This is a genomic window from uncultured Mucilaginibacter sp. (assembly GCF_903893715.1).
Classification (GTDB): domain Bacteria; phylum Bacteroidota; class Bacteroidia; order Sphingobacteriales; family Sphingobacteriaceae; genus Mucilaginibacter.
This window is the reverse complement of record NZ_CAITNG010000080.1, coordinates 1-3,110: the sequence shown is the minus strand read 5'-3', so window position 1 is coordinate 3,110 and position 3,110 is coordinate 1. Positions and strand designations below refer to the sequence as shown.

The window sequence follows — 3,110 nt, the reverse complement described above, 5'->3', positions numbered from 1 at the left end:
AGCGTAAAACTGCCGGCAAATAGTAAAGCTGTTGCGAGGGTAAATATGCGTAAGTTTTTCATTTCAGAATGTTCGTTTTTTTTCAATTACACGCCCTATGGGTTTGGCATGCAATTAACGAAATTATCGGCTTAAAATTACTTTTTTATTTAAAACGAACGGATGATAGCGAATACCGCGCCTGCTATTACTGCCGACACAGGAATGGTGATTACCCAAGCCCAGATAAGGTTAATGGTTACGCCCCACCTTACCGCCGAAATACGTTTGCTCAAACCTACACCAATAATAGAACCCGTTAAGGTATGGGTGGTTGAAACCGGTATGCCAAAAGCTTCGGTAATATACAGCGTTAAGGCGCCGGCAGTTTCAGCACTTACTCCTTCAAGCGGGGTGATCTTGGTGATTTTGGTGCCCATCGTCTTAACAATCTTCCAGCCACCGCTCATGGTACCCAGGGCAATTGCCGCATAGCACGTCAGCGGGATCCATCCGGGCATCGAGTCGGCGTGATGTAATACCCCTGCCGAGATAAGCGACACGTAAATAATACCCATTACCTTTTGCGCATCGTTACCGCCGTGAGCAAAACTCAACGCGCCCGACGATACCAATTGCAGCCTTTTGAACCAAATTTCGGCCCTCGAAGGGCGGGCATTTTTGCAGATGTGCAGTATAGCCACATTGATGAGGTAGCCTATGATGCTGCCTATAATGGGCGCCAAAAATATAAAGATGACAATCTTAATGATTGGGCCCGAGTTGATGGCCTGAAAAGCGTTAGCACCCATAAATACGGCATTGGTCATCCCGGCACCGGCAAAACCGCCAATAAGCGTGTGCGACGAACTTGAGGGGATGCCAAACCACCAGGTAATCAGGTTCCAGGTAATGGCGGCTATAAGTCCGGCCAGTATCACTTGCAGCGTAATGTAATGCTCAAATACCGTTTTGGCAATGGTGTTGGCCACCTTATGGTCTTTAATTACAAAATAGGCCAAAAAGTTGAAAGCCGCAGCCCAAAGTACCGCCATAAAAGGTGATAATACCTTGGTAGAAACAACGGTGGCAATAGAGTTGGCCGCATCATGAAATCCGTTGATAAAATCGAATATGATGGCCAAAGCGATCACAATAACCAATAATGCGGTCATAGCGTTGTTTTAGGCGTTTTTAACTAAGATGGTTTCCATCACATTGGCTACATCTTCGCACATATCGGTGGCGTTTTCCAAAGTGGCCAGTATTTCTTTGTACTTAATAAGCCTGATGGCGTCTTTTTCGTATAAAAATAAATCGGCAACGGCACGGTCGAACACGTAATCGGCCTGGTTTTCGATGCTGTTGATGCGGATGCACGAATCGGCAATGGTGCGCACATTTTTTAGATCCTTCAACTCGCGAACGGCTTTTTCCATGTCAACACTGGCTTGTAATATCAGGTCGGCCAGTTTTTTGATGGGTACAGTAAAATCGTCGATGGCGTACAGGTTCATGCGGTTGGCCGCGCCTTGTATATTATCGGCAATATCATCAATGGCTGTGGCCAGCGAGTGGATGTCTTCCCTGTCAAATGGCGTGATAAAGTTTTTGCCCAGTTCCAGGTATATCTGGTGGGTTAGGTCGTCGCCTATGTTTTCAAGTTTGTCAATTTGTTTGTACAACTCATCGCGCGTAGCGGGATTGGTTGAGTTTACTGTTTCCACCATTACTGTGGCTATTGCTACCACGTTGCTGGCTGCTTGTTCAAATAATGGGAAAAATACTTTCCTGTCTTTAGGGACAAAATACTGGAAGATGCTGTTTAACGACATTTATATTACGACTAGGCCGCAAATATAATAACGCAATGTTAAGTTAATGTTAAGTTAATGCCATAGTGCTATAAGTTTATGCCATGTTAACACAGGTAACAAATTTGGCAACTTTAAAGTTGCCAAATCTGTTATGGCCGAATAATGCCTTCAGTTGGCTTAGCCTCCGCTTTTAACCCTGCCTTTTTCTTCTTCGGCGCCGGTTGAGTGTTGGCGGGCCTTTATTTTGGCATTGCCAAAGTTATAGGTAAAGGTAAGGCGGGCAATCTGGGTCTCGTTTTTTTGGTGGAAAGCAAAATTAAGACTTTGATACAAACTGGTAGCGCTGGTTTTGCGGCTATTAAAGATATCGCTTACCGAGAATTTAAGGTTTGCCTTTTTGTTAAACAACGATTGACTGATACCCGCATCGGCTCAATATTGTGCATCCAATTTCAGCACCGCATAAGTTTGCGGCGATTGGTAGTTGGTTGAAAGCTCGGCCCTGAAGGTTTTACTTACCTGGAAGCTTTGCGATGCTTTAAATTGTGCGGCCGGCGCGCCAGCATCAAGGTTGGCGCCAAGCAAATCCTTGCTTTTTATCAACAGGTAGTTGGTATTTAGGTTGGCGTTGCCGCTCCACCACTTGGTGAACTGAAAAGGAACGTTGATATTGATGTTGTAAACATCCTGAGTGTTCAAGTTTAGGGTGGTTTGATAGGTCGACTTCTTTGCATTGTCGGGTAATATGATCTGTGTGATCACATCGTCGGTATGACTATAGCTCAGGCTTGCGTTTATCATTTTAGCATAAGTATAGTCAAACTCGAACGAGTTGGTGTACTGCGGGTTTAAAAAAGGGTTGCCTTTTTCGTAAGTGTACTGATCCAGGTTGTATTGGAAGGGGTTAAGGGCATCATATTCAGGCCTGTCGATACGGCGGCTGTACGAAATGCCCACTTCGTTCTTATCGTTAATGGTGTGGTTAATAAATACACTCGGAAAGAGGTCGGTATAATTCCTGTCTACAATTTGTTTTGTGGTAAGCGAGTTACCAACAGAATGGGTATTCTCGGCCCTTAAGCCTATTTGCACCTGTGTTTTTTGGTATACTTTACTCAGGTTAAAGTAGGCAGCGTTCACCGTTTCCTCATATATAAAGTGATTGGTGCGTGTGGTATCGTTTATAAAAGTACCGCCACCGTTTTGATACTGGGCCTGCAGGTTGTTATCGGTTTTAACATAACTCGATTTTAGCCCGGCCTCAAACTTCATAGTTTTGTGGAAGGGCAGGGTATAGTCAACCTTTTCGGTATT

The 3,110-nt window shown here is 44.6% G+C and carries 2 protein-coding genes and 1 pseudogene; all 3 read right to left on the bottom strand.

What is annotated here, in order from left to right; translation table 11 throughout:
- Positions 1-149: 149 nt before the first annotated feature.
- Positions 150-1,154, bottom strand: coding sequence for an inorganic phosphate transporter (locus QZX97_RS09420; RefSeq protein ID WP_295664597.1), 1,005 nt, complete (start codon positions 1,152-1,154; stop codon positions 150-152).
- Positions 1,155-1,163: 9 nt separating this feature from the next.
- Positions 1,164-1,814: a DUF47 family protein gene (locus tag QZX97_RS09415; RefSeq protein ID WP_295654215.1), complete on the bottom strand. Its 651-nt coding sequence runs from the start codon at positions 1,812-1,814 to the stop codon at positions 1,164-1,166.
- A 159-nt stretch (positions 1,815-1,973) separates the two neighbouring features.
- Positions 1,974-3,110 (bottom strand): annotated as a pseudogene (locus tag QZX97_RS09410) (outer membrane beta-barrel family protein); the annotation flags it as partial.

What these genes read in the sequence shown, in the direction of transcription:
- QZX97_RS09420 (WP_295664597.1), bottom strand. Translation starts at nt 1,154, where the DNA reads ATGACCGCATTATTGGTTATTGTGATCGCTTTGGCCATCATATTCGAT.
- QZX97_RS09415 (WP_295654215.1), bottom strand. Translation starts at nt 1,814, where the DNA reads ATGTCGTTAAACAGCATCTTCCAGTATTTTGTCCCTAAAGACAGGAAA.